Below are 26,147 nucleotides of genomic sequence, written 5' to 3'. Positions count from 1 at the left end.
TTCTGGTGTTGATAGACGCCAACTAAATCACATAATAAACCGCAATTGTAACACCCATATTCTGTGGTTTAAACGTTTCAAAGGTGTCACGGTTACCGGAATCTATAACGGAGAAGAGTGCACGCACTTCCAGTCCAATCTTAGAACGATTTCCGTGTTCAACTCCGCCGCCAAAAATCAAGCCTCCGTCATACGGTTTGTATTGATTCATCACATCTTCAGAAAAGTCACCTTCAAACTGAATACCGATAGGTGCACCGCTGTTTGTTCCGCTAAACTTGGCGTTAAGCAAATAGCCTCCGTAAACGCCTCCGGTTAAATGGTAGGTAGTCTCGGCGCGTTGCCGTCCGTAAACGACTCTCTTGGGCGGTGTAGTGCTAATTTGGATCAATAACGGCAGCTGTAAGTAGAGAAGATCAGTTTTGCTGTCGGATTGAAAATCAAAACCCCGCAGTTCAAAATTGTCGTTGTATTTAGCACCAAGCATTATAACAGAAGGTTCTGCCTGAAAACGAACGGATTGGGAAATTGGTGCTCTGACAATAAGTCCGCCGTTGAAGCCCATGGATGCCTCGGGGCTAAAGTTGATTTGAATATCCCCGTCTTCAAACTGAAAGTTCTTGAGGTGAGTACTCACATTTAAACCTGCCGAGACACCGAACTCTACCTTCTGTGCATACGCTTCATTTGTAGCATGCAATGTTAATAAGAAAGCGAATAAAGTGGTATAAATAATGTATCGAATTCTATTCATGTTGATTCTCTTCTATTCTGTGGTCGAATTAAAAAATTAAATAATCTCTCAGGGATATTTGCTTTGGACGCCAACACGTAAATCTATTAAAAGAAATAGTAAAACTGATGCTTTTATGGGATAATTAGAAAGGTGTAATATTTATGAGCTTACTCTTATTGATAGTTCATAGTAATGAATTTGTCTTTACTTTATGGTTAGGCATTAATACTTAATTATATCGAGAAGCATTGAATAGAATATATCTCTCCTCGCCCCATATGGGCGGACAGGAAATTGATTTTGTAAACGAAGCCTTTGAAACAAACTGGATAGCACCCCTTGGAAAAAACGTGAATGGTTTTGAGGAGGATCTACAGAAATACACCGGCAGGAAGCATGCTGCTGTAGTAACTACCGGAACAGCTGCAATTCACCTGGGTTTGATTTTGTGCGGTGTAAAACCGGGAGATGAAGTCATTTGCCAATCCTTCACATTTGCTGCAACAGCTAATCCGATTAAGTATCAGGAAGCTCAGCCTGTTTTTATCGACTCTGAACCGGAAACATGGAATATGGATCCGGTGCTGCTTGAAAAGGCTTTACGTGAGAGAAGAGATAAGATCAAAGCCATTGTAGTGGTCCATCTCTACGGCATGCCGGCTAAAATGGAATCCATTCTGAGCATTGCTGAAAAATATGGTGTTCCGGTGATAGAAGACTCTGCAGAAGCTCTGGGTTCATCAATAGATGGACGAAAATGTGGCACGTTCGGTAAAATTTCGGTTTTGTCATTTAATGGGAATAAAATTATTACAACATCGGGTGGTGGAGCCCTCTTAAGTGATGATGAAGAGATTGTGCAGAAAGCGCGGTTTTTGTCTACACAGGCCCGGGACGACGCTCCTCACTATCAACATTCTGAGCTCGGTTATAACTATCGAATGAGTAATATTGTGGCCGGGATAGGCCGTGGACAGATGAAGGTTTTGGATGAACGGGTTGCGGCAAGAAGAGCAAATCATCAGTTCTACTTTGAGAATCTGAAAGGTGCTTGGTATAAAGGTAATGGTAAAGATTTTTCTGACAACGATGAGATGAAGTCAGGTTCAGGTATCTATTTTCTTCAAGAACCGGATGGCTATAAAAGTAATCGGTGGTTAACAACGATTTTGGTAAATCCTGATGAAACAGACGGTATCACCAGAGAGCATTTACGCCAGGCTCTTGAAAAACAGAACATTGAGTCCCGGCCTTTGTGGAAGCCTATGCATCTTCAGCCCTTATATGGGAAAAGCCCGGTTTACAAAAATGGAGTATCAGAATTTTTATTTGAATATGGGCTCTGTTTGCCATCCGGCAGTAATCTAAGCGATGAAGAAAGATGGAGAGTTTTAAACGCGATTAAGGAGGTGTTGGGTAACTCTTAATCAGCGAAAGAGGTGTAAACTTTTTTGAGTTATTTTTAATGAAAATCGAGGTCTTGTGGTTTAGGGCTCATAAAAATTAATAATTGAGACTGTTTAATTAAGAGATTGTAATCTGACTTTCCGAAATAATTGAATAGCTTCAATAAAAACTGATTTTATTAATACATCCATTTATTGGAAATAAAATGATTCAATAATTGAATTAAGAGTAGAGTTCTTTTTGTAGAGTGTGTTTTGACTGCTGTGTTGCAAAAAGATTTTGAGAAAGGGGAATTCATATGGAAACTGAAATATTCAATAAACGCTACAAATTACTAAATAAATATACGAGAGGGCTGGTTCTTCTGACCGGGGACTTCATCGCCATTGTACTATCCTGTCTGATTTCTTATCAGCTATTAGCCGTGCTTCTCGTTGATCAGTTCTCATTTATTATTGGCTACTCGGCACTGATGACCTTGTCGATTTTAACCGGGCTTGGGTTATTTAAAATGTATGTGGTTACGTGGCGGTATACGGGACTCCGGGAACTTATCAGGCTCATATTAGGGATTACAGCCGGTGGACTATTTACTGTCGTGATCTCAAATATCTTATGGGAACCCGGCAATACAGAGCTCAACTACATGGCACTGGTGTTGGCTAACAGCATTTTGCTGATTGGTGCGTTCAGAATCAGCAAGCGTGTGCTAATCGAGTTAGTTGATATGCCCGGCAGAGATAAGAAGCACGCTATCATACTGGGCGGCGGGACCGAGGGAGAGCAAATACTGAGAGATATCAGGAGAAACAGCAGCTGGAATCTTTTTGTTAATGCACTGTTTGATGAAAGAAGTATACCCGGCGTTATGATCCATGGAGTACGTTGCAGAGGAGGTTTGCAGGATATGTATCAGTACCTGGAGTCGAGCCCTACTGAAATGATGATAGTGGCTTACCCTGAGATACCAAAAAGTGAGTTGAAGGACATCATAGATAACGTGAAGTCCATCCGTCCAAAAATGGAAATTAAGATTTTACCTTCGTTTCACCATTTAACGGATGACCCGGTTGGGGTGAAAAATATTCGTGATATCAGCATTGAGGATATTTTAGGTCGCGATCCTGTGAAATTGGATATGAACTCAATTGCCGCCAGTATCAGCAACAAGACGGTGCTCATTTCCGGCGCCGGAGGTTCAATTGGCAGCGAGCTGGTTAGACAGTGTGTGAAGTTGGGACCAAGTCAGTTAATCGCTCTTGATATCGACGAGACAGAGCTGTTTCATGTTGAGAATGAACTTGCAGAGTCGGGCATTGATGTAATACCGTGTGTTGCAAGTGTAATCGATGAGCATAAAATTGATCAGATACTGAATTATTACAGACCGGATGTCATATTCCATGCTGCGGCATATAAGCATGTTCCGATGTTGGAAAGCTATCCGGAAGAGGCTGTAAAAGTGAATATTGGCGGTACCCGTATTTTGGCGGAACTGGCTTGCAAGTATATGGTGGATAAATTTGTAATGGTTTCAACCGATAAGGCAGTGAACCCTACAAATGTGATGGGAGCTACAAAAAGAGTGGCCGAAGAGATCTGCATGTCCTACAACGGGGATTGTGTGACGAAATTTATCTCGGTCCGGTTCGGTAATGTTCTGGGTTCCCGTGGTTCTGTTGTTCCGTTATTTATGGAGCAGATAAAGAATGGAGGGCCTGTTACCCTGACCGATGACAGAATGCAGAGATACTTTATGACCATACCTGAGGCTGTTTTGCTGGTTATGCAGGCAGGCTCAATGGGTAAAGGCGGTGAGGTTTTTGTTCTTGATATGGGTGAGCCTGTCAAAATTATTGATATGGCCCACGATTTAATCCGCTTACATGGTTTGGAACCCGGTAAAGATATTAACATTGAAGTCACCGGTCTTCGTCCCGGAGAGAAATTGTTTGAGGAGTTACTGAATGCGGAAGAGGGAGTATTAAAGACAGAGCATGTAGAGATCTTTAAAGCAATTTGCAGCAGTAAGTTGACAAAGCTGGAGCTTGAGATGAAGATCATGAATCTGTTTAACCTGATTGATAAAGGTGCAACAGCATCATTAAGGACGTCACTTCAGGAAATCGTACCCACTTACTCATTTAAGGATGAACTCAGAAATATGGGTTTGGGCAGGAGAGAGCTGGGTGTTCATAAGAATGATTAAGAAGAAAAGAGAAGAATTGACCTGACGGTCTCTTTTAGATTAAGTAATTCTAATCAGATATCAGGCTAATTAAGCATTTTCACCTAAGGCTTTCTTTTATTTGAATGGATATTTTCTTAACTACGTAGTCCTGATTTAAGACAGATAAATACAATCTAAGAATGGGTAAAAAAATCAGGAGTGACTGTGTTAGTCAATTGATTTTTTGGTAGAGAGAACAGAGATAATTTTTAGTTAGTAGGGGTAAATTAAAATGTTGAATTTAGAACTATATTACATTCTGCCTGCCGCAGTGATGGCGTTTGTGATTACGTGTATAATTATTCCATTTTCATACAGTTTGCTAAACCGTATAATCGAGAGTATAACAAATGAGAATGGAAAGAGCGGTAACAACTCTGCAGCTTATAACCTTGCCCCGGCAGTGGGTATTATTCTGGCTGTACTGATTACCTACAAATTATGGGGAAATAGCGAATACAGAAGTTTTTCTCCCTATTTGATCTCCTCGTTATTTCTCTTTTTTCTCTCAGGGTATGTTGACGGAACTAAAGTATGGAAGAGATTAAAGAGCTTTGTTATTCAATTCTCAGCCGCGGTTGTGCTGATGATCGGTATCAGCGCAGATATTTCAAATTTCCCTGCGCTACTTGGAATTGAAGGTCTATCCTATAACGCGGCAATCATACTTTTTTCCCTCTTTATTGTGATCATTTCCCACGCTTTTGACCAGCTGGTGAGTATAAATCACTTGAGTGGAGGATCCGCGATCATTGCCATTGGGGTGTTGGGTGTCTGGTTTTGGGCTGCTGGCTTCATAGCAATTGCGCTTTTTTCTTTAATTATCGCAGCTTCAATTGTAGGGTATACTGTTTGCCGCGCAAATATTGAAGAGATGAAATTGGGGAATCTTGGCTGGAACGGTATCGGGTTTGTGTTAGCTTTTTTAGTTGTAGAATTTTTACTAGCCAATTCAATGATTTCCGGTCACGCCATGCATATTACAAATGGGAGTAATCTTGTTTTATCCCTTTTGATTATCCCGGTCATTTTTTGGTGTATTGATAGGGTTTACATAAAAATGAATGGTGACAAGGTTGGCGATCATCCCTTTACACTTGTAATGAATTACAAACGGGCTGGGATGAATGAAAGTCAAATCTCTCTTATCTTCTGGACTATAAACCTAGTAATTATCGGCATTGCTTACTCTACAATGCATCTAAGCTTATATGTTCAGGCAACGATACTGATGCTATCGGCAATGACCTATATGATAGGTATATACAAAGGAGTTTTATTCGCTAAGGAAGCCTCACGAAAAATCCCAAAGAAAAATACTGCCTGGGTAATGAACTGGATTAAGGAATAGATAGAAAGAGTATCAAACGTCTTTCTTAAGAATCCGTATCATTTTTTTCAGTACCTGCCTGTCCAAACAGTGCTAATAGTTTGTGACTAACTTGACTGTCACTGAATCCTTCCTCTTTGATTCTAAAGAAGAAATCCTTGCTGTGTTTAGACATATTCAATAAGTGAAGGAATAGTGCTCCTCCAAATACAACCGCAGCTAGCAAAGGCCAGTTAAGCCAGGTAACAAAAGCATAGATCAATGGTGTGATGATTGAAATAACCAATCCGTAGTAGATAAGGTCTTTATTTGTTTTTGAGCTCATAGGGATAAAATGAGAGTAATTGTATATAAATACACTTCCTTTGGTAAATAAGAGTCAGAAAAAGAAATTTTGTTACCGATATTTTCTGATTCCTTAATATATTAATAAAATCTAATTAACATTAAAAGCCTGTAATTAAATTTTAATGTGAATAACCCGGGTGGGTATCCTGTGATATTTAAGACTTGATAAAAGAAGTCCAGTCAAAAAGAAAGAGGTTTGCTTACATGTAATACAGCAAAAACACTGCGACCACTAGTCAAATGAGAAAAGAACTAAATGAATTGGTTGATCAGAGGTCGGGTGCAGAATTAAAGGGCAAAGGCATGTATAAGAGAAGGAGAGGTAACTAGTCAAAATATAAAGTAGACAATGCCCCTTAAGGAATGTGTCTCCTTAAAGGTATGCTACTTCCCTTTCTTGATTCTCTTCTTCTTTTTGACTTTGCTCCAGATAAATGTCCCAATCCATCCGGTTACTATTCCAAATCCAATGGCAAGGGCAAGTGAGAGAATAAATTGACTGTGAATCATATTTGAAATGAGTATACGACTGACAAAATAGACAATAACAGCAAGCATGTATCCAATAATAAAACTTGAAATCATATCTTTGGATTTAAGATTGACTACAATCAGTGTTACAAATGAAGCGATGATTCCCAATACACCCCAGGCAATTAAAAACGAAGGAGCGGTGAAATCTACAGCAGTTCCGGTTTGCGTCCACAAAGGAATTCCAGCCGCCAGTGTAGAAATAAAAATGGCAATCAGTTTATAATTTTGTCGGGTAGTTTCAAGCATGATTGAATAGTGCTGGTTTCGGTTTCATGGACGTTACTTCAGGGAATCGCAACAGGCTAAAAATACACAAAAAAGAAATATAGAATATTTATTATCTAACAGTTTTTTTGAAAACAATATTAAAAAAAGTTTCTAACTGCCTGATTTTGAATTATATGAATTCCAATTAAGATGAGTGTTGATTTGACTTTTGGAATAGATTGTAAAAATTAATTTAATCTGATGGTCAAATGCGAAAACCTTTTATATATTTGAACACTGAATTATTAAAAATAATAAAATAATAAGATGGATATTAAATTTGTAAAACGTTCTCAAGTTCAGTCAAGTAAAAGAAGGTCTTCTAAGTTTAAACCGCTGATGGATGCCCTGGATAAACTGGAACCCGGAGGTCAGGCTGTTGAGGTTAGCTATACTAATGAAAAGAGTGTAAACTCGATGCGGACGGCAGTATATCAGTACAATCAGGAAAATAATGTGAAAATAAAGAGCGGCAAAGACGCCAATAACAAAAAAATTTACTTCTATAGAGAAAAATAGATTTTATCGTCAAGCTCATTTTTAAAAGCACTCTGACTTACGGGGTGCTTTTTTATTTGTTATTCGTCTCTTCCGTTACGCCTGCCCATTTCATGTAAAGGTCTCTTACTTGATCAATTTTCTTATCCAGATTGTCTAAATCCCAATCTGAAGTATCAATTGGAGGATAAATATGTGCGGTTGCACTTCCGGTTTTTGTAAGCAAAAAACCTCCCTCGCTTAACTCTCGGTTTCCTTCAAAGTAGATCGGAACAATTGGGTATTGTAAATCCAGTGCCATCCGAAACGGACCCTTTTTAAAAGGGCCAATGATACCGGGATGTTTTCTCGATCCTTCGGGAGCGAGCATAACCGTAAGGCCATTTCGTTTAATTCGGCTCACATTTTTTTTAAGCGTTTGAACAGCTTTGTCAGACTTTTCGCGACGAATAAAAACCTGGCCGGTTAACCTTCCCAACAGAAAAAAAAGTGGATTGTATTGAAGCTGCCATTTTGCTACAAACCGAACCCTGGGCAGACCCAAGGCAAGTATGGTAAGTATATCTAAAGTTGAACTGTGATTAATAATATAAACGGCAGGATAGTGTATTTCTCCGCTATGTTTTTTGATCTTAAAGTCAATTCCGGCTACGGGAAATACAGGTTTAACAATAAGAGGAGCAATTTTCTCAACAACAAAGCTGCTTAATCTGCCAAGGGAAAAGATCAGCAAAAGCAGAATGATGGGTGTCATTATTATCAGCATGAAAAAGAAAACCAAAATAGAGAGAATACTTCTCAAGTATTCTGCCGGGGTTAGCTTTGTTCTGCTGTTTGCCATCAATAAGGAGTGCCGTTCCAGTTTTAATTCAATTACGGAAATAGTGTGATGCCAATCAAACAGGGACATTTTGTTTATCTGAAAACGTCTTTAAAATGTTTGATTTGAGGGGCTTCATTTCTTTCCTGCACAATTGATAAAACGTCAAACCGGGCAACAGCGGTTTCCATTTTTCTTTCATAAAGCCACGCTTCAGCCGCTTTTCGGATATTTTCTTCTTTTTTAGGCGTGATGAAATCTTCAGGTTCACCAAAGTAGGTATTGGTCCGATATTTTACTTCAACAAAAATAATATAATTCCGGTCGGTGGCAACGATATCAACCTCTGCTTTTTCAAAAAAGTAATTCCGGTCAAAGACTAGCCAGTCTTTCGATTCAAGATACGCCGTCGCAATATCTTCACCTTCATTGCCAATCTCTTTACTGGTTTTAGCCATGTGGGTTATGAATCCTCTGTTGATTTTTGATTGCTTCCTTTCAGGGATTGATGAGCCTCCGCAAGCTTAACCAGGTGCTTTAGAAAAGTGAGATTTTTTTTGTTGATGTAGGGAAGCAGCGCTTTGGTGAATCGATCAAACATTTCAAGAAATTCAACAAAGTTATCAATTCTCTCTTTGAATTCGATTTCGTCCCGGCTCAACTCATTTTCGTGCTCAATGATAGAAAGTGTATCTACCAGGTTTTGTTTGATAGGGGCTACTTCCCGCAGCTGTCGTTCTTCCACGATTCGGGAGACTATAGTCCATACATCCTGCTCAGCCGAAAAATAGTCCTTTCGCTGGCCTTTATAGTGAACTTTTTGAACCAGTTTCCACTGCATTAAATTACGCAGGTTCATGTTGGCGTTTCCGCGGCTGATGCTCAGCTGTTCCATAATAGTGTCCGTATCCAATGGTTCTCCCTCTGCGTAGAGGAGCGCATGGATCTGAGCCATCGTCCGGTTTATTCCCCAGGCGGATGCCATTTCTCCCCAAACCTGAACAAATTGTTCAATCGCTTTTCGGTGATTATCAGATTTGGGAGTTTCCATAGATAGAGTTAATTAGCAGATTCTGTAGAACAGGCACACGCACTACCGGATGCAGGTTCACAAGCCGGTGCAGCAGATTTGTTTTTATAATCGGTATTGTAAAAGCCGGTGCCTTTATAAACGACTCCGCCGCCACCTGATATCATTCTTTTTACCGGTTGTCCGGTTTCGGGGCAGTTAGTCAGAGCGTCATCGCTCATACTTTGGAAAACTTCAAAAACGGATCCGTCTTCTCTTTTATACTCGTATGTTGGCATTGTATTGAGAGTTTAATTTGGTTAATAAATTACTCGAATAGAAAGCAGAAATTGTGCCATTTTGCTATTCGAAAAAAGATTGTCAGAATTATTTCAGCAGTTCAAATCCGCTTTTCAGTCTGACAACAGCTTCTTTTAAATTCTCCATGGAAGCGGCATAGCTGAGACGCAGACCGTTTGGTTCACCGAATGCATCCCCCGGAACTGTAGCTACTCCATGATCTTCAAGCAGGTAAAGTGCAAGATTGGTGGTTGTGTTAACTTTTTCACCCGATGGGGTTGTTTTTCCAAGTAATTGGTGAACATCCGGGAACACGTAAAATGCACCGGATGGCTTAAAGCATTCAACGCCATTCATCGAGTTCAATTCTTTGACGATGAAATCACGACGCTCCATAAATGCCTGGCGCATATCATGGATTGGTTTCATTGTGCCGGTATAGGCGGCGAGTCCCGCTTTTTGAGATATCGAAGAAGGGGCAGAAGTTTCCTGACTTTGAATTTTTGCCACGGCATCCACGATTTCCTTGGGACCGGCCATGTATCCCAATCTCCATCCCGTCATTGCGAACCCTTTCGAAAATCCGTTGATGATAACAGTTTGATCTTTCAACTGAGGAGCTGCATTCAGAATACTCACGTGATCCTGGTCGAAAACGATATACTCATAAATCTCATCAGATATAATCAAAAGATCCGGATAATCTTTCAGTACATCGGCCAACTCTTTGAGCTCATTTCTGGTATAGCAGGCGCCGGTAGGATTAGACGGAGAACAGAGGATCAGGGCTTTTGTTTTTTCTGTGATCGCCTCCTCAAGCTGCTCGGCAGTAAGTTTATAATTATTCGCAAAGGTGGTGTTAATGATGACCGGTTTACCATCTGCCATTTTTACCATTTCCGGATATGAAACCCAGTAAGGTGCGGGAATCAACACTTCGTCCCCGGGATCAATTGTGGCTAACAGAGTAAACCCGATCGATTGCTTGGCACCGTTGGAGCAGACGATCTGGTTGGGTTCGAAATGAAAGCGATTATCTTTTTTAAGTTTGGTGCTGATCGCCTCTCGAAGTTCCGGCATTCCGGTGTTCATGGTGTATCCGTGGAACCCATTTGTAATAGCCTCAATGGCCGCATTACAGATATGTGCCGGTGTTTTAAAATCGGGTTCGCCGGCGCTGAGAGAAATGACCGACTTACCTTCTCTGGCTAACTCTTTAGCTCGTGCTGTAATTTTTAAAGTTTCTGATGGTGATAGCTGTTGGGCTCGCTTTGATATCATGTTTTCCTGATTTTTAAATGAGATCCGAAAGGTAGTAAAAAGGGCTCTGTTTGTCTATTGGGTTCTTTATATGAGTATCAGGTTTTGAGTAGTAAGTATGGAGTATCAGGTAGTGGTTTTGCATAATGGGGTCTTAAAAAATACTTTACCTGCTACCTGCTACCTGCTACCTGCTACCTGCTACCTGCTACCTGCTACCTGCTACCTGCTACCTGCTGCTACCCTCACTCAAAAGAAACTGAGCTACTGCAGCCAATACGATGGCGTGATGGACTGTGCCGTCCCGCACGAGTTCCAGAAAATCATTCAGAGGTATCTTATGCACTTTGATATCTTCTGATCCGTCGGGATTATTACTGCCGGTATAGGAGCAGTTTTTGGCGATATAAAGATGTGTGAAGTTGTTCAGAATAGCCGGATTGGAACTGGTCTTTCCGATCAATTTCCACTCATTAGATTTATACCCGGTCTCTTCCAGAAGCTCACGTTTAGCAGCACCCAAAGGCGATTCACCCGGATCGACCATTCCGCCGGGCAGCTCGAGGGTGGTTTCATCCACTCCTACGCGATATTGCTCCACTAATACGATCTCATTGTTATCTGTAAGCGGGAACATGTTAATCCATTCGGGAGCTTTCAAAACATAGAAAGGATGAATGGATTCCTGAACGGCCGGATTTAGTTCTAATTGGTGAAGAGAAAAAATGGGAGTTTCAAAGAGTTTCTTATCTTTGAGCAGTTCCCATCTGGGCTTGGAAAATTTGAATGAATCACTCATCAGTAAACTTTTTATGGATAAACGACTAGAAATTACGAAAGACTCAATCAGCAACGAAAAGGAAATCGATGATTTAGCAAATCAGGCATGCGACTTGATGGAGAAAATCTATGATGAGGGAGACTATCCAAAGCTGATGATTAAAAGGTCTTGGTCGGAGCACAATCCAATCATAACCGGTGAGATGGCATTGCCTCATGCATATCGCTGGTATCTGACCCGCGAGATGAAAAAACTGATGCAGAAAGGTGCAGATGTAAAGATTTTTCCATCACGCCCGCGTGTTGAAATGAATGACCCAAACCTGTTTGATAATGCCGACGAGGATGAATGGGATATCACCCAGAAAAAGCTCTTCCTTTTTACGCCGGAACGGATCGATATTTCCCTGAACAGGCTGGAACACTACACCGGCACAAAACCTCAGGACTTTCAGCGCTACATCCTTTTTACTAACTACGATATGCATGTGGAGGTGTTTAACGCACGCTATCCGGACTGCGTAAAACCGGACCGATCTGTTCAGATGCCGGCTTATCACCATAAACTTCCCGATAATAAAGGTGTTACACTGATCAACATGGGAGTGGGGCCATCCAACGCCAAAACGATTTCTGATCACGTGGCTGTTCTTCGCCCCGATGCGATGGTGATGGTGGGTCACTGTGGCGGTTTGAGAAATCACCAGGAGATCGGCGATTTTGTTCTAGCCACCGGTTTTATGCGCGAGGATAAGGTATTGGATGACATATTACCGCTCAACATTCCGATCACGCCAAATCATCTGTTAAACGTCTATTTAAAAGAGGTGATGGATAAATATGAAAGAGAGTATCGGTTGGGTACCGTGTATACGACGGCTAACCGAAACTGGGAGTTTATCAAAAAGAGAACCGTTGAGCAGATTCACATCAGCCGCAGCCTGGCTGTGGATATGGAGTCGGCTACGGTGGCAACCAATGGGTATCGCTACCGTGTACCGTTTGCTACGCTGCTCTGTGTGAGTGATAAACCGCTTCACGGTAAGCCAAAACTGACCGGTGCGGCTCAATCATTTTACGAGAACTCCAAAGAGCTGCATCTTAAAATGGTCATTGAGGCACTTGACCTGAGTAAAACACACTACCCGGAGGGATTGCCGAACTCCAGTATCCGTGCTATAAACGAGCCGCTGATGGGCGGAGCGGAATGATGGTACTGGCGAGAGGTAAGAGGCCAGAAGCGAGTTAAGCTTAGATTTTTAATCTACAATTTAAGAGCCGGCAGATTCGAAAGAGTCTGCCGGTTTTTTTGTTTGAGACACTGCCCGGATATCATGCTTTTGTACTCGTGGCACGCCTTAAAGTCGTGCCACGAGTGGTTGGGATATTTTTAACTACTCACCTGGAGTATTCATCTGATAACTATGAGGCATATATTCGTTAGGAATTTCTTTAAAAGACAAATATTTATTGTATATCAATAAATAATTATTGATAATAGGAGTGAGATATTTATGATCTAATTCGATATGAGATGATTCATAATGTAGAAAAGGGACTTTCACTGCCTCGTAGTTTGGCGTTTCTATCACTCTTGGGTGCAGTGATGATGTTAATTATTGTGGCCTACACATTAGCTGTTTTTATCCATGATGGAGGTGTGGGAGGCATGCCTGTAGAGTCTATTTCAAATACGAGTGGTGATAATTGGAATTTATTACTACCTCAGAGGCTTTCTCATTTCCTATTTGATCCGGGATGAACTGTCTGCATCGGGGAGTGCGATTAGTGGTTCAAGTGGCTATATGAATGAGTTTATTTTGGTGGGGATGATTCTCGTGCTGTTTGGCTACATCATTGAAGAGGGGAGTAAAATTTACGAAGAACAAAAACTGACGGTTTAGGTTATGAATTCACTCAAAGACAGAAATTCAGTTTACTATTCATACGCCATTATCAACTTTCTGTGGTATGCACTGTGTGGAGTCGCAATACTGATACTTGGATCCATTTTTACCAAACATACTTTTGGTCTAACGCTGGAGACTTTAAATATTCAAATTCCGGTAGAAGCTGATCAGCTTACTCTTCAAACAGCTATCGACTCGTCCATGATCAGCATTAACTCAGCCACAGCTTCCCTTAATCCGGATTATATCATGAATAACCGCTTCGGCCTTTATGTCGGAATGATGATCTCTTTGGTTATTGGATTGGGATTATTTCTGTTTGGTTTTTTTCAACTCCGGATGATCCTAAAATCAGCCTGGAATGATCAGGTTTTCACCCAAATGAACATCAAACGACTTAAAATTATTGCCGGTTTGATCATTGCTTTCAAGCCTCTTGAATGGCTTATGTATCAGCTGTTTATAGTACCCATTGAAGAACTTATGGTCGCTAATGAAATCTCAATAAGACTGAATTTTGAACTTGGAAGTTTTGTATTTGGTCTATTGCTTTTTGCTTTGGCTGCAGTATTTGAAAAAGGGCATGATATGTATCAGGAATTAAAACTTACGGTGTAGAATATGAACAGAAAAAATTATCTGGAGGGTGACTTTATTCCGAAATCTGTATTTCAAACAATAGTTCTTGGCTTTTTGGGGTTTGCGATGATACTTATTGCATATAACGGCTACCAGAAGTATCAGGCGATAAACGGTTTTTTTGAAAGTGAAGTATCAGACAATCAACAGTCGGTCTATGAAATCGGATATCTAAATGTTACAAAAGTAAATTACTCTGCTAATTATGATCAGCGGTCCCGATTTTATGTTACAATAACAGGTTTAAGTTACCCGATTAATGATTTCGAAAAGATTTCAGAAGATCAATTAGAGGCCAACGGAATATTGATGCCCGGGCTTGTTAGTCACCCTTCTTTTATGGTTACAGACGAGAATAAATCATTTTGGAAGTCTCAGTTTAATTGGGTGCTTGCTTACCATGCCGGAGGGTATTTACTTTTGTGTTTGCTCATATTTGCAGCGACTTTACTAAGATTTCGTCAGGGTCAAAAATTGTTTACCAAAGAACTCAAATATGCAGTTTACGCTTTTTTTGGATTGATCATGGCTGGTTATTTTCTTTACGCAGTTATTTTTGGAAGGATGATCTATTTTCTAAATCAGAGCACAAGACTTAATGAGTCTTTGACTGCAGGCATATCTCCGGAATTGTTAAATGTTGCAGTTGTTATCCTCATATTGATTGTATTAGTGGAACAAGCTATTCCTATTCAAAATGAACAAGACTTAACGGTATAACCATGGCCATCATCGTAAATCTGGACGTAATGCTGGCCAAGCGAAAGATGTCGCTGACAGAACTTTCTGAGAAGGTAGACATCACCATGTCGAATCTCTCCATTCTGAAGACGGGAAAGGCCCGGGCCATTCGCTTCTCTACTCTTCAGGCGATCTGTGAAGCATTGGAGTGCCAGCCGGGAGATATTCTGGAGTACCGGGTAGATAAGGAATGAAGAATATCAAATGTTGAATACCTAATGTCGAAGTATTGTCCGTTCCTGATATAGCGTGAGTTCGATAAAAAATCATTGAATTTGGTAACATTAGAAGTCCCCTCATTTTCAAGGAGGGGATTTAGGGGTGGTTGAAAAAAACTCATAAGCTAATTTCTTACCACTAACTCGTTAACATAGTATGATTTTAGACCCTAACAATAATCCCTAGGCATCAACTTTCTGCTTCATCATTTGATATTCGGCGTTCAGTATTCAACGTTTCTGAATTTTTTCTGTAAGGAATTCTCTGTTTTTCCCTCTTACAGATAAAAAGAGATATGAAAACAGAAGAATTTGATACAGGGAGATATTTTGGACGGGCTGTGCGCGACATGCAGCCGGATGAGCAACCGAGAGAAAAGCTTCTAAAATACGGGGCCGACTCTCTGTCTGATGCCGAACTTTTAGCCATTCTGCTTCGAACCGGAACCAAAGGAATGAACGTGATCGACACATCCCGGGCGCTGCTGGACCGGTTTGATGGCCTGAGAAATCTGTCCCGGCAGGATTGGCAGTCTCTGAAGGTGATTCCCGGAATTGCCAAAGTTAAAGCGCTAACTCTTGAAGCGACATTTGAGTTGTCCAAACGGATACAGTTGGCATCGCTGGGTGATCAGGTAAAAATTACATCACCGGATGATGCGGCCGCATTTTTTGCTCCGCGATTGAGAGATCTGCCACACGAAGAGTTTTATGTGGCCTTTTTGAACAATGCGAAAATACTGACCGGTTACAAAAGAATCAGTCAGGGTGGAAATAAAGCCACCGTGGTTGATGTACCGGAGGTGATGCGTCAGGCGATTCTAAATCAGGCCAATTCCATCCTGGTAGCTCACAATCATCCGTCAGGTTATGCCAAAGAGTCTGCGTCGGATATCAATTTGACAAACCGGATTGTTGAGAGCGGCAAGCAGATTGGTATTCCACTCGATGATCATATCATTATAGCTGGAGATCAATACATCAGTTTTAGAAACAAAAACCTGATTCGGTGAATCTGGAAAAGCAGGTTAATTCTAAAGTTACCTACGCTTTTTTACGGATATTTTAATTTGCTCAAATCAGATCAACCGTTATCTTCAGATTTTAAAGGAACAAAATCTATAGGGGTATGGATTATTCGGAACTTGTGGAGGCGCTTCAAAAAGGGGATAAGACGTCAGTCAATTCAATCTGTTCAGATTCACTTTTAATTCTAAAAAAATATTTGATTGCGAGGATGGGGGCTTCTCCTCATGATGCAGAAGATGCTGTTCAGCAAATGTTTGAGTATCTGATTCCAAAAATCAGAGATGACGTTATAGATAATCCGGGCGGATTAGCAAAATATATGATGAAGGCATCAAGGCACACCTATCTGAATTTACTGAGAGATCATAACCTAAATGAACTTGAAGAACTCAGCGAAGAACCGCATGTGGAGGAGGGACAGATATGGAATCTTGTAAATGACGACAGAAAGAAGATATTGAAGCACTGTATCAAAAAGTTAAAAACTCACTATCGTGCGCTGGTTGAATTCTTGTTTAAGCATCCGGAGGCAGATGCACAGGATGTTGCCGAGAATTTTGATATATCCCTGAATAATGCATGGCAGCGCAAGCACAGAGTTATTAAGCAGTTAAGCTCTTGTGCGGAAAATCATATTTAAAAAAGTGAAATTATTTTGTAAGGATTATTAAAAAACGGGTCCTTACAACTGAGTACTGTGAAAAAAATCAAACAGAGCTATTGAACGGCAAGTAAAGAGAAATGTCTGAAAAAGAGATCTATAGAGAAATTACCCGTTATATAGATGGAGATCTTTCCGGAGAGGAAGTGGATAACCTTTGGGAGCAATTTATCAATAACCCGGAGTATTATAAGTGGTTCGAAACGGAACTTCATTTAAGAGATTTGGCGAAAGATGAGAATGGAAAAAATATTCATTCCATTCATTCACGATCTCAAAGCACACCCGAAAATACCCGGAATAATAACAAAACGTGGATTATTGCTGCCGCAGCTGTCGTAATCTTGAGTTTTGGAATGCAACTGTTTTTTGCGGGAGACACAGATAACCCTCACCTGAGTTCAATTTCTCAGATTGAGATTGATGAAATGTCAGGTTCTGATATCATGCGCTCTGAGGGGACAACTTCCCACTCCGTTGATGTTGAAATTAACAGGGCACTGGCATTGGCATATGAGGGTAATGCGGAGAGTGCTGCAGGAAAATTTAAGACGCTGTTGCTTGAAGATCCCGATCCACAACAGAAAGCCAGAATAGAGATGAACCTGGGCATCCTTTATTACAATATGGCAGACTATGATCAAGCCAGGGTTTATTTTGAGTCTGCCGCTGAAACAGATGCTATGAGCCGCTTTTTTAACGAAAAAGCATGGTGGTTTCTTGGAAATGCTTATCTAAACCTGGAAATGCTGGAAGACGCGAGGAGTGCAGTGAATAATGCGTACTTATTAGAAGGTCGCTTTATTGAGCCAGCTGCCTCTCTATTGAAAAATCTGGATGAAGAATTGGGGCACGATTCTGATCAACCAGAGTAAGCGCCATTCGAGATATTAGCTTTGGCCTAAGCCGGGAATAGGTGCTTTCATTGATTTAACATGGTTCATTAAAAACTGATGAACCGATACCTTCTCTTCTCCTTTTTGGGGAGATATTTTTTTATACTTCCCATTCGGTTTTAATACCCATCTCTGTTGGTTATCACGCAAATTTACATTCAGAAGAAACTGCAGATACTCTTTTAAATTTGGATTTAAAATGGGTGAGAGTACTTCAACTCTTGCATCCAAATTTCGATGCATCCAGTCGGCCGAACCAATAAAGTATTTATCCTGTCCGCCCCCATGAAAGTAGTAGCAGCGGGAATGCTCCAAAAACCTTCCGATGATGGTATGCACTTTGATATTCTCGCTCAATCCTTTTTTTTGGGGTATTAACCTACAGACGCTGCGAACAATTAAGTCAATTTTAACACCGGCTTGTGAGGCCTCATAAAGTTTCTGAATGATCAATGGATCTTCCAGATTATTCATCTTCCCAATAATTCGTGCATCCTTCCCTTTTTTAGCCTCTTTGATTTCGTAATCTATGAGACTTGTAATTTTGTTGCGCATATGTTTAGGAGCAACCAGCATCTCTTTATAGGATTGATCCGGCGCATATCCGGTCAAGAGATTGAAAATATCGGTGACGTCGGATGAAAGGTCTTCACGGCATGTGAAATAGCCTAGATCTTCATAAAGTTGGGCCGTATCCGGATGGTAATTTCCTGTTCCGATGTGGAGATATCTTCTCAATCCGTCATCCTCTTCACGAACAACGATGGTGAGCTTGGTGTGAATTTTCAAACCCGCAATTCCATAAGATACATGAGCTCCGGCTTTTTCAAGTTTTTGAGCCCAGGAGATATTTCTCTCTTCATCAAAGCGGGCTTTCAGTTCTACTAAAACAGCAACTTGTTTGTCGGCTTCTGCAGCGCGTATAAGTGCATGCATTACGGGTGAATCACTTGAGGTTCTGTAGAGAGTCTGTTTAATGGCAAGAACCTTTGGGTCTTTCGCCGCCTCTTCAACAAATCGTTGGGTTGATGTTTCAAAACTGTGATAAGGGTGATGTACGATAAAATCACCGTTACGGATGGTGTTAAAAATATCCGGCAATTCTTCTTCGAGCCCATGCTTGAAAACAGGATGGAGTGCGGGAGTCCATGGGTCATATTTCAAGTGGTGGAAACCGTTGATATCATAGAGCTGCGTTGCGTCGGCCAAACCCAGGGGGCCGTCCATTTCAAAAACATCATGACTTTGAATCTTCAATTGATTCAGTAAAAATTGCTTTACATCCTCGGGCATCTTTTTGTCAACTTCCAAACGTACAATCTCAGCAAACCTGCGTTCACGAAGCTCGTCCTCAATCAGTTCGAGCAGGTCGTCGGCTTCCTCCTCATTTCTTTCGAGGTCGGCATTTCGTGTTACCCTGAAAATATGTGCAGATTCTACATCCATACCCGGGAAAAAGGTGGAGATCTTTTGTTTAATTAAATCGCTTGTAGAAAGCAGGATAACATTTTGAGATTCATTCAGCAGAGGAATCCAGCGCGGGCGATTGGCCGGGATTTTAATTCTTGCAAAGAGATAATTATTGGAGTTTTTTTCTCTCAGCTTAATAGCCAGAGAACGACTTTTATTGGAGATAAATGGAAACGGGTGTGCTTCATCAACAGCCAGCGGTGTGATGATTGGATAGATCTGCTTTAGGAAATAATCATCCGCTTTGTTTTTCAAGTCTTTGTCCAGATTCTTGTACTCTTCAATTCGAATTCCCTCTTTTCTGAGGTTGGGTAAAAGGTCGTTGAAAAAGCAGTCGCGATAGGCGCGGATCATCTTTCCGATATCTTTTCGGATTGCGACGAGCTGTTCTTTAGGCGATAATCCATCCAGAGATAGTTCAGTAACACCGGCATGAAACTGACGTTTAAGTCCACCCACACGTTTCTGATAAAATTCATCCAGGTTGGAACAGACGATGCCAATAAATTTTACCCTTTCAAGAAGGGGATTATTTGGATTCTGGGCCTCATGTAAAACTCGCCAGTTAAATTTCAACCAGCTCAATTCATAGTTGATGAAGTACTCCTTGCCGAATATCTTTAAGTCACTCTGTGTTAAATCCGGTTTTAAACCTTTATTACTCAATACTTCATTCTTTTTGAAATTGACAGATTTCTTGTTTTGCCCGGCGGACAATTTTTTAGAAAACGAATCGGGTGAAAATGACGATTTTGTCATGGCACAATTGCAATGAAGCAATTTCGATTTAAGTTAAGTATTATAGTGTTACCAAAGTTTAAACAAATCAGATCTGTACCGCTTTGCAAAACCCTCTTTTAGACCCCGAAGAAAAAGATTTTACGGTAGAAGAAAATCTGCGACCATCATCATTGAATGAGTTTGTTGGCCAGCAAAAAGTGATTAACAATCTGAATGTTTTCATTCAAGCGGCTAAAAAGAGAAACGAAGCACTCGATCATGTTATTCTTTCGGGGCCGCCGGGTTTGGGGAAAACTACGCTCGCCTATATCATTGCGGCCGAGATGGGCGTTCAGATCAAACCGACTACCGGGCCTGTGCTAGAAAAGCCGGGAGATCTGGCCGGACTGCTCACCAATCTGGAAATGGGAGATGTACTGTTCATCGATGAAATTCACCGGCTTAATCCGGTGATTGAGGAGTACCTCTACTCGGCAATGGAAGACTATAAGCTCGATATTGTGATTGATTCCGGGCCTAATGCCCGTAGTGTGCAGATTGATCTGAATCATTTTACGTTGGTTGGGGCTACCACACGAAAAGGATTACTAACGGCTCCACTTCGCGCTCGTTTTGGGATCGATATGCGGCTCGACTACTACGATACTGAACTTTTACAAAGAATTGCTCTCCGAACGGCACACATTCTCAACTTTGGAATTACAGAGTCGGGTGCGCACGAAATTGCCCGCCGAAGTCGCGGAACGCCGCGCATTGTGAACAAGCTGCTGAGAAGAACTCGGGATTTTGCCCAGGTTGATGGGTTGACGGAGATCGACGATAAGATTGCCGATAAGGCCCTGAATGCACTGGATGTGGATCAAAATGGTCTGGACGATATGGATATCCGTATCCTGAAAGCGATTATTGAAAATTATAATGGCGGACCGGTTGGCTTAAGCACACTTGGTGTTGCGGTTGGTGAGGATAAAGGGACGATCGAAGAGGTTTACGAACCATTTTTGATTAAGGAAGGTTTTATGCAGCGAACCCCAAAAGGACGCGTGGCAGCTGCAAAAGCGTATCAATACCTTGGGATTAATCAATCCGGCTCGACAGGCGATGGTGATCTCTTTTCAGGGGATGAGTGATTTTTCAGTAGGAAGTCATTGAAAATCCATCAAAATTATTCATCCCAAGCCTAACTTTAATTTCATAAATCGAGCAGATTTCATTCATAAAGTGAGATCGTTTACTTCTTTCAGGTTAACTAAGAAGGTTTTATAAAGTCATCTTTGAGTGAAAACCTTACAAAATTTTCGTACTTTCAATCCGCTTTTTAAATCAAAGAATTAATTTCTACAGACAAAATTGATGAAAAGATTATTTACTTCCGAATCGGTATCAGAGGGACATCCGGACAAAATTTCAGACCAAATTTCAGACGCGATATTAGATGAAATGCTGAAGGGCGATCCAAACTCAAGGGTTGCGGTTGAAACATTGGTGACAACCGGATTGGCCGTAGTTTCCGGAGAGGTTACAACCGAATCTTATGTGGATGTACAGGAGATTGTACGGGAAGTAATCCGGGATATTGGCTATACCAAAGCGAGTTATCGTTTTGATGCCGATTCATGTGGAGTGCTCACTACGATTCATCAGCAAAGCCCCGATATAGCACAGGGTGTTGATGAAGCAGGAGAGAAAAAACAGGGTGCCGGCGATCAGGGTATGATGTTTGGATACGCCAATCGTGAAACTGAACAGTACATGCCAATGACGCTGCAGTATTCGCATGATCTTCTTCGAAAACTGGCTCATATCCGAAAAGAGACGGCGTTGATGCCTTACCTGGGACCGGACAGTAAGAGTCAGGTAACGGTAGAGTACGATGTAAATAAGCAGCCGAAGCGAGTCGACACGGTTGTAATTTCAACACAGCACGATGAAGGGGTTGAGCAGGCTCAGATCAAGCAGGATATCAAAAAACATCTGATCGGGACCACAATCCCGGAAGAACTGATTGATGCCGATACTATTCTGCACGTTAATCCTACAGGTAAATTTGTCATTGGCGGTCCACACGGAGACACGGGGCTGACCGGAAGAAAAATCATTGTAGATACCTATGGTGGTCGCGGTGCACACGGTGGCGGTGCTTTCTCGGGCAAGGATGCTTCGAAAGTAGACAGAAGCGCGGCCTATGCAACCCGGCATATCGCTAAAAATATTGTAGCCGCAGAGCTGGCGGATGAGTGCCTGGTTCAGGTTGCCTATGCAATTGGTGTTGCTGAACCGGTATCGGTTAACGTGAATACTTACGGGACCGGAAAAGTGGACGATATGAAGCTTGCCGAAGCCGTCATGAAAACATTTGACCTTACACCATCCGGAATTATAAAACGGCTGGACCTTAAAAAGCCCGGATTTAAAAAGACTGCAGCATACGGGCATTTTGGCCGCAATGAATTCACATGGGAGAAGCTCGATTTTGTGGATCAGATAACGAACGCTGTTAAGTAGATTTGAGATGTGAGCCTTCCCTCGTCCGGAGCTCTGCTCCGTAACGACAATCACACAGCTCCGGCTACTAAATTTTCCCCTCCGGAGAGGGGAAAAGCGTAAATAAAGTGACCTGGTCGGCTTTATTTAGCGAGGGGTGTGTTGTTTGGAGTAAAGATCTCAAATTCTCTACAATCATTGAGGTAAGTATTCTATTCAGCGCGGAACACACCTCTGAATCCTCCGCTGAACACTTCGGATTCTGTCTCCTCTCCAGAGGAGAAGTTTATCTTCCTTCTTTTCAGCGTATTAGCAAAATTCTCTTTCATCTTTCAGTTTCTCTCCGTAACTCGCCTCTGAAGCCTGAAGCCTGAAGCCAGTCTTTATTTCTTTTTACAAACAGGCTCCGTTTAACTATGTTAATTTCACACGTAAATATAAACCAAACAGAGTCAGATTTATGAGAAAACTGCTTACTGTATTTGTGATGTTGTGTCTGTGGACTATCAGCCTGCAAGCTCAAGATCGCCCGCATGTTTTTGAAGGTGCGGAGATTATCCCGATTACGGGAGAAGTAATATCCAACGGTGTGTTGGTAGTACAAAATGGAAAAATTGAAGCTGTAGGCGAGGCGGGCTCCGTCTCTATTCCGCGAAATGCTGTACGTGTGGACGCCTCCGGCAAAGTAATTATGCCGGGACTGGTCGATACCCATTCCCACATTGGGGAAGGCGACGGTGGCGATCGCTCGGCAACATTGCATCCGGATGTTCGCATCATGGATACGATCGACCCGCGAAGTAAAACCTTTTACAAGGCGCTTGCCGGTGGATTGACTACGGTAAATATTATGCCGGGTTCAGGTCACCTGATGAGCGGACAGACGATATATGTAAAGACCATGCCGGCCAACACCATTGAAGATATGCTGGTTGTGGTAGATGAAGAGACCGGTATATACGGCGGATTGAAAATGGCAAACGGTACCAATCCACTGCGTTCCGGTGGTACACCCGGTACCCGGGCTAAATCTGCTGCAATGGTACGATCACTCTTTTTAAAAGCTCAGGACTATCAAAACAAAATCGAAGAGGCGGACGGGGATCCTGAAAAAATGCCTTCCCGAGATCTGGAGATGGAAACTCTGGTCGAAGTTCTGGAAGGAAAGCGAATTGTTCACAACCATACCCATCGCCATGATGATATACTGACGGCTATTCGCCTGTCTGAAGAGTTTGGGTATCGTTTGGTGCTGCAACACGTAAGTGAAGCGTGGAAAGTGGCTGATGAAATTGCCAACTCCTCCAGTGTGATCGGTTCATCCATTATCGGGCTGGATTCTCCGGGCGGTAAAATGGAGACGATTGAGATTTTCGATATCAACGGACGTGAACTGGAAAGAGCCGGTGCGGATGTGGCATTCCATACCGACGATCCGATTGTAGACTCTCGGTTTCTATTCCGAATGGCGGCAATGGCCGTTAAAGAAGGTATGAGCCGTGAAAAAGCTTTGGAGTCATTAACACTTGCCGGTGCCAGAATGCTGGACCTCGAAGATCGGGTTGGCTCATTGGAGAGTGGAAAGGATGCAGACTTCATCATTTTGTCGGGAGATCCATTCAGCGTCTATACGCATGTGGAACAGACCTGGGTTGAAGGTGAAAAAGCGTGGGACCGAGAAGATCCTGAACAAGGAAAATATGCAACCGGCGGTTACGATATTTTCCGGGCTGCAACACTTCACTCACACCACTAAGGAGGCTGAATTATGATGAACAAAAGAATGAAAGCAATGAAACACAGAGTGAAATTTTCAGGTCTTGCCCTGATAGTAATGATGTTTGCGGTGTCCCTTTTTGCGGATACAGCAGAAGCTCAGATCGCCGTAAAAGGTGAAACGGTTTATACCATGAACGGCAACGCCATTACAAACGGCGTGGTTTTGATCAGCGATGGAAAAATTGAGCGGGTTGGACCGGAAAGTCGTGTTCGGATTCCCTCAGGATATGAAGTGCATGAAGCCAAAGTAGTAACACCCGGTCTTATTGACGCGCGTTCTGTGGTTGGTCTGGCCGGTTATTACAACCAGGACCACGATCAGGATCAGCTAGAAACCTCTTCAGCTGTTCAGCCTGAATTGCGAGCATCAGACTCCTACAATGCCCGAGAATTTCTGGTTGAATATTTGAAGGATCACGGGGTTACTACTATTCAGACCGGTCACGGTCCCGGCGCTGTAATTAGCGGACAGATGATGATTGTAAAACCAATTGGAACCACGGTTGATCAAGCGTTGGTGCAGGACGGGACGATGCTGTCTATGACTCTCGGTTCCGGAGTAAGGAGCAATTTTAGCTCACCGGGAACCCGATCCAAAGCGGTGGCCGTGTTGAGACAGGAGTTGATCCGTGCAAAGGATTACGCCGAAAAACGCGCTGAAGGCGATTCTGATGGAACTGATTTGAAATCTGAAGTTCTGGCAGATCTGATTGATGGAAACATTACAGCTCTGGTAAATGCTCAAACTGCGCAGGATATCAATACGGCTCTTCGAATTCAGGAAGAGTTTGGTTTTAAAATGGTTCTGGAAGGAGCTGCCGAAGCCTATCTTCTGATAGATGAAATCAAGGAAGCCGGTATACCGGTGATTATTCACCCAACAATGGCCCGACCGGGTGGCGATATGAAGAATATCAGCTTTGAAACTGCAGCTAAACTGCAAGAAGCCGGTATTCCGATTGCCTTCCAAAGCGGATATGAGGGATATGTGCCCAAAACCCGTGTAGTTCGCTACGAAGCGGGGATTGCGGCTGCAAACGGTTTGGGAATGGAGAATGCACTTCACGCCTTGACTGCCGGTGCGGCTGAAATTCTGGGTATTGCAGATCGTGTAGGTTCCCTTGAACGTGGCAAGGATGCCGACATCGCCATGTTTGACGGTGATCCATTTGAGTATCTGACTCATGTAAAAGGTGTGATTATCAACGGTGAAGTAGTGTCTATGCCGGAGTAGTCTAAACCTTAATTATTTCTACCAAACCCTTCTTCAATAACATTGGAGAAGGGTTTTTTAGTTTTAGGGAAGGAGGGTAAAGCCGTTAAGAACTAAGAGAATCATCTACTCCGACCTGTCAGCATATGGAGCGAAGCGGAATTTCTGACAGCGTCGTAAGGATGGCACTACTAGTGTTCATCGTGTTTATAGAAACTCTTATAGACACCATAAATAGCTCCGGCGGAGTCTCCTTTCGGGGTTTTTTTTCTCATCACAATTATGGATAAAAGGTCGCACCTACGGAGCGATGGTGGTTTTTCTATCGGTTGCTACAAACAGGACATTCCTCCGGAATGTGTGTTAGCTACAACTTTGAATGGTTGTTTTCCAGAAGTTACACTTGACGTATCGCTTAAACCGTTGATTCTGAACCACATGTCTTTTATCAACTCCGAAATTAATTGCCTATTTGGGTTTCAAAAAAACTCCGTCAGGAGTTCCCTGTTTATAGAAACTCTCAGAGACATCATAAATGGCTCCGGAGGAGCCTCCTTTCGGTGATCTTTTTCTCATCACAATTATGGATAAAAGGACGCTCCTACGGAGCGAAGGTGGGTTTTCTTTCGGTGGCTACAAACGGGGCATTCCTCCGGAATTTAAAAATGCAATAACATTGATTTTTCATACGCCGGGAAATCCTTTAACGCTGTCAGATCCGGCGGGTGCTGACAGGTTGATCAATCCCAAAATCCTCTATATGCAGCAACTGGACATTTATGGTATCATTCACTTCCGTGCTCACGGCGCCTTAGCGGTGGACCACTGAACGCATTAGGCTGATCTG

The 26,147-nt window shown here is 42.1% G+C and carries 27 protein-coding genes; 17 read left to right on the top strand and 10 right to left on the bottom strand.

The genetic code is table 11. The annotated features are described in order from the left end of the window. Positions 1–22: 22 nt before the first annotated feature. Positions 23–754 carry a porin family protein gene (locus CWD77_RS11450; RefSeq protein ID WP_101073699.1) on the bottom strand — a complete coding sequence of 244 codons (732 nt, stop codon included), beginning with the start codon at positions 752–754 and terminating at the stop codon, positions 23–25. 230 nt (positions 755–984) lie between these two features. On the opposite strand from CWD77_RS11450, the gene CWD77_RS11445 reads away from it, so the two are divergent. From CWD77_RS11445 to CWD77_RS11435, 3 genes are all read left to right on the top strand, one after another. After that, on the top strand, positions 985–2,163 hold the full coding sequence (locus CWD77_RS11445) for a DegT/DnrJ/EryC1/StrS family aminotransferase (protein WP_108722897.1): 1,179 nt from the start codon (positions 985–987) through the stop codon (positions 2,161–2,163). Between the two features lie 278 nt (positions 2,164–2,441). Continuing rightward, entirely contained in the window at positions 2,442–4,352 is a 1,911-nt protein-coding gene (locus CWD77_RS11440; RefSeq protein WP_101073697.1) for a polysaccharide biosynthesis protein, read from the top strand. 424 nt (positions 4,353–4,776) lie between these two features. Continuing rightward, on the top strand, positions 4,777–5,724 hold the full coding sequence (locus CWD77_RS11435) for an MraY family glycosyltransferase (RefSeq protein WP_165779141.1): 948 nt from the start codon (positions 4,777–4,779) through the stop codon (positions 5,722–5,724). A 25-nt stretch (positions 5,725–5,749) separates the two neighbouring features. On the opposite strand, the gene CWD77_RS11430 is transcribed toward CWD77_RS11435, so the two are convergent. Continuing rightward, positions 5,750–6,028 carry a hypothetical protein gene (locus CWD77_RS11430; RefSeq protein ID WP_101073695.1) on the bottom strand — a complete coding sequence of 93 codons (279 nt, stop codon included), beginning with the start codon at positions 6,026–6,028 and terminating at the stop codon, positions 5,750–5,752. A gap of 407 nt (positions 6,029–6,435) precedes the next feature. Further along, positions 6,436–6,831, bottom strand: coding sequence for a hypothetical protein (locus CWD77_RS11425; protein ID WP_101073694.1), 396 nt, complete (start codon positions 6,829–6,831; stop codon positions 6,436–6,438). A 288-nt stretch (positions 6,832–7,119) separates the two neighbouring features. On the opposite strand from CWD77_RS11425, the gene CWD77_RS11420 reads away from it, so the two are divergent. Then, positions 7,120–7,371, top strand: a complete 252-nt coding sequence (locus CWD77_RS11420) for a hypothetical protein (protein WP_101073693.1) — start codon at positions 7,120–7,122, stop codon at positions 7,369–7,371. 52 nt (positions 7,372–7,423) lie between these two features. Here the strand turns inward: CWD77_RS11420 and CWD77_RS11415 are convergent, their stop codons facing one another. From CWD77_RS11415 to CWD77_RS11390, 6 genes are all read right to left on the bottom strand, one after another. Beyond that, on the bottom strand, positions 7,424–8,260 hold the full coding sequence (locus CWD77_RS11415) for a lysophospholipid acyltransferase family protein (protein WP_240596803.1): 837 nt from the start codon (positions 8,258–8,260) through the stop codon (positions 7,424–7,426). 5 nt (positions 8,261–8,265) lie between these two features. After that, complete coding sequence (locus tag CWD77_RS11410) at positions 8,266–8,628, bottom strand: YraN family protein (protein ID WP_101073692.1); 363 nt, start codon at positions 8,626–8,628, stop codon at positions 8,266–8,268. Between the two features lie 5 nt (positions 8,629–8,633). Continuing rightward, positions 8,634–9,221, bottom strand: coding sequence for a GbsR/MarR family transcriptional regulator (locus CWD77_RS11405; protein WP_101073691.1), 588 nt, complete (start codon positions 9,219–9,221; stop codon positions 8,634–8,636). A gap of 8 nt (positions 9,222–9,229) precedes the next feature. Beyond that, the gene (locus tag CWD77_RS11400) at positions 9,230–9,478 is read right to left on the bottom strand and encodes an FmdB family zinc ribbon protein (RefSeq protein ID WP_101073690.1); all 249 of its coding nucleotides are present in this window, start codon (positions 9,476–9,478) and stop codon (positions 9,230–9,232) included. 88 nt (positions 9,479–9,566) lie between these two features. After that, complete coding sequence (locus CWD77_RS11395; RefSeq protein ID WP_101073689.1) at positions 9,567–10,760, bottom strand: pyridoxal phosphate-dependent aminotransferase; 1,194 nt, start codon at positions 10,758–10,760, stop codon at positions 9,567–9,569. Between the two features lie 208 nt (positions 10,761–10,968). Next, positions 10,969–11,538, bottom strand: a complete 570-nt coding sequence (locus CWD77_RS11390; protein WP_101073688.1) for an NUDIX hydrolase — start codon at positions 11,536–11,538, stop codon at positions 10,969–10,971. A 13-nt stretch (positions 11,539–11,551) separates the two neighbouring features. Between CWD77_RS11390 and CWD77_RS11385 the strand changes: the two genes are divergently transcribed. From CWD77_RS11385 to CWD77_RS11350, 8 genes are all read left to right on the top strand, one after another. Further along, a complete protein-coding gene (locus CWD77_RS11385; protein WP_101073906.1) occupies positions 11,552–12,730 on the top strand; it encodes a phosphorylase family protein in 1,179 nt (392 codons plus the stop codon). Between the two features lie 323 nt (positions 12,731–13,053). Continuing rightward, positions 13,054–13,281 (top strand): hypothetical protein, encoded by a 228-nt coding sequence (locus tag CWD77_RS15485; protein ID WP_133120221.1) that lies wholly within the window; start codon positions 13,054–13,056, stop codon positions 13,279–13,281. 145 nt (positions 13,282–13,426) lie between these two features. Then, positions 13,427–14,047, top strand: coding sequence for a DUF2975 domain-containing protein (locus CWD77_RS11375; protein WP_101073686.1), 621 nt, complete (start codon positions 13,427–13,429; stop codon positions 14,045–14,047). Positions 14,048–14,050: 3 nt separating this feature from the next. After that, positions 14,051–14,788 carry a hypothetical protein gene (locus tag CWD77_RS11370; RefSeq protein ID WP_101073685.1) on the top strand — a complete coding sequence of 246 codons (738 nt, stop codon included), beginning with the start codon at positions 14,051–14,053 and terminating at the stop codon, positions 14,786–14,788. A 2-nt stretch (positions 14,789–14,790) separates the two neighbouring features. Further along, positions 14,791–15,003, top strand: coding sequence for a helix-turn-helix domain-containing protein (locus tag CWD77_RS11365; protein WP_101073684.1), 213 nt, complete (start codon positions 14,791–14,793; stop codon positions 15,001–15,003). A 320-nt stretch (positions 15,004–15,323) separates the two neighbouring features. Continuing rightward, positions 15,324–16,040: a RadC family protein gene (gene radC, locus CWD77_RS11360; protein ID WP_101073683.1), complete on the top strand. Its 717-nt coding sequence runs from the start codon at positions 15,324–15,326 to the stop codon at positions 16,038–16,040. A 116-nt stretch (positions 16,041–16,156) separates the two neighbouring features. Beyond that, positions 16,157–16,696: an RNA polymerase sigma factor gene (locus tag CWD77_RS11355; protein WP_101073682.1), complete on the top strand. Its 540-nt coding sequence runs from the start codon at positions 16,157–16,159 to the stop codon at positions 16,694–16,696. Positions 16,697–16,797: 101 nt separating this feature from the next. Further along, positions 16,798–17,592, top strand: a complete 795-nt coding sequence (locus CWD77_RS11350; RefSeq protein ID WP_101073681.1) for a tetratricopeptide repeat protein — start codon at positions 16,798–16,800, stop codon at positions 17,590–17,592. 15 nt (positions 17,593–17,607) lie between these two features. Here CWD77_RS11350 and ppk1 read toward each other — a convergent pair whose 3' ends face one another. After that, entirely contained in the window at positions 17,608–19,842 is a 2,235-nt protein-coding gene (gene ppk1, locus CWD77_RS11345) for a polyphosphate kinase 1 (protein ID WP_101073680.1), read from the bottom strand. A gap of 83 nt (positions 19,843–19,925) precedes the next feature. Here ppk1 and ruvB point away from each other — a divergent pair, with 83 nt between their 5' ends. The 5 genes from ruvB to CWD77_RS11320 all read left to right on the top strand — a co-directional run bounded on the left by ruvB (position 19,926) and on the right by CWD77_RS11320 (position 26,129). Then, positions 19,926–20,954, top strand: coding sequence for a Holliday junction branch migration DNA helicase RuvB (gene ruvB, locus CWD77_RS11340; protein ID WP_101073679.1), 1,029 nt, complete (start codon positions 19,926–19,928; stop codon positions 20,952–20,954). 223 nt (positions 20,955–21,177) lie between these two features. Continuing rightward, a complete protein-coding gene (gene metK / locus CWD77_RS11335) occupies positions 21,178–22,329 on the top strand; it encodes a methionine adenosyltransferase (RefSeq protein WP_101073678.1) in 1,152 nt (383 codons plus the stop codon). Positions 22,330–22,768: 439 nt separating this feature from the next. Continuing rightward, a complete protein-coding gene (locus tag CWD77_RS11330; RefSeq protein ID WP_101073677.1) occupies positions 22,769–24,064 on the top strand; it encodes an amidohydrolase family protein in 1,296 nt (431 codons plus the stop codon). A 12-nt stretch (positions 24,065–24,076) separates the two neighbouring features. Continuing rightward, positions 24,077–25,321, top strand: a complete 1,245-nt coding sequence (locus CWD77_RS11325) for an amidohydrolase family protein (RefSeq protein ID WP_240596801.1) — start codon at positions 24,077–24,079, stop codon at positions 25,319–25,321. Positions 25,322–25,835: 514 nt separating this feature from the next. Continuing rightward, a complete protein-coding gene (locus tag CWD77_RS11320; RefSeq protein ID WP_101073676.1) occupies positions 25,836–26,129 on the top strand; it encodes a hypothetical protein in 294 nt (97 codons plus the stop codon). Positions 26,130–26,147 lie beyond the last annotated feature (18 nt).

The organism is Rhodohalobacter barkolensis, from assembly GCF_002834295.1.
Taxonomy (GTDB): Bacteria; Bacteroidota; Rhodothermia; order Balneolales; family Balneolaceae; genus Rhodohalobacter; species Rhodohalobacter barkolensis.
Note: the sequence above shows the minus strand (reverse complement) of the source record. Positions and strands in the feature narration are given on the sequence as shown.